This is a genomic window from Vibrio sp. 1978 (genome assembly GCF_033344345.1).
Map to the genome: position 1 here is coordinate 1 of NZ_JAWPOP010000511.1, position 676 is coordinate 676.

Annotated in this window: 1 protein-coding gene; it reads right to left on the bottom strand. The window is 45.0% G+C overall.

The genetic code is table 11. The annotated features are described in order from the left end of the window. The coding region (locus R8N49_RS27540) for an aminotransferase class I/II-fold pyridoxal phosphate-dependent enzyme (RefSeq protein ID WP_318190507.1) at window positions 1-676 on the bottom strand (676 nt) is incomplete at both ends.

Here is a 676-nt window from a genome sequence, read left to right on the forward strand (position 1 = left end):
CACCAGTACGTTCGCGGTACAAGCCAAAGTTTTTAGAACAAGAAGTTGTAATCAACATCTCTTCGACATTATCCGCCATGTAACGAAGACCTTTGGCGTCAGCTTCTAAGCCGTCACCAAAACCTTGATACGCGATATCAACAAATGGCGTAAAACCGTTCTTTTGAGAAAGTTCTGTAATAGCTTGCCATGCGGAAAAGTCGATGTCTGCGCCTGTTGGGTTGTGACAACAACCATGCAGTAGAACCACATCTGTCGGCCCTGCTTTAGCAAGATCATCCAGCATTTTTTCAGTGTCGACTTGTTTCGTTTCTGGCGAGAAATAATGGTAGAACTTAACTTTAAGCCCAGCAGCTTCCATTACTGGCTTGTGGTTCACATAGCTTGGATTCGAAATCCAAACCGTTGTATCTGGTTGTGCGACCTTCATTAGGTCACCCAGCATACGCAGTGCACCACTTGCTCCTGGCGTTTGAATTGCAGCAACACGATCCATCGCAGACGTTCCCGTCAGTAGAAGATCAATCATGCTTTGGTTGAATTCTTCACAACCAGCAAGACCAACGTAAGATTTGGTTTTTTGAGTTTCAACAACGACATCTTGAGCCATTTGAATGGCTTTCATAATCGGCGTTTCGCCTGCGCTGTTTTTGTATACGCCAATACCAAGGTCAAC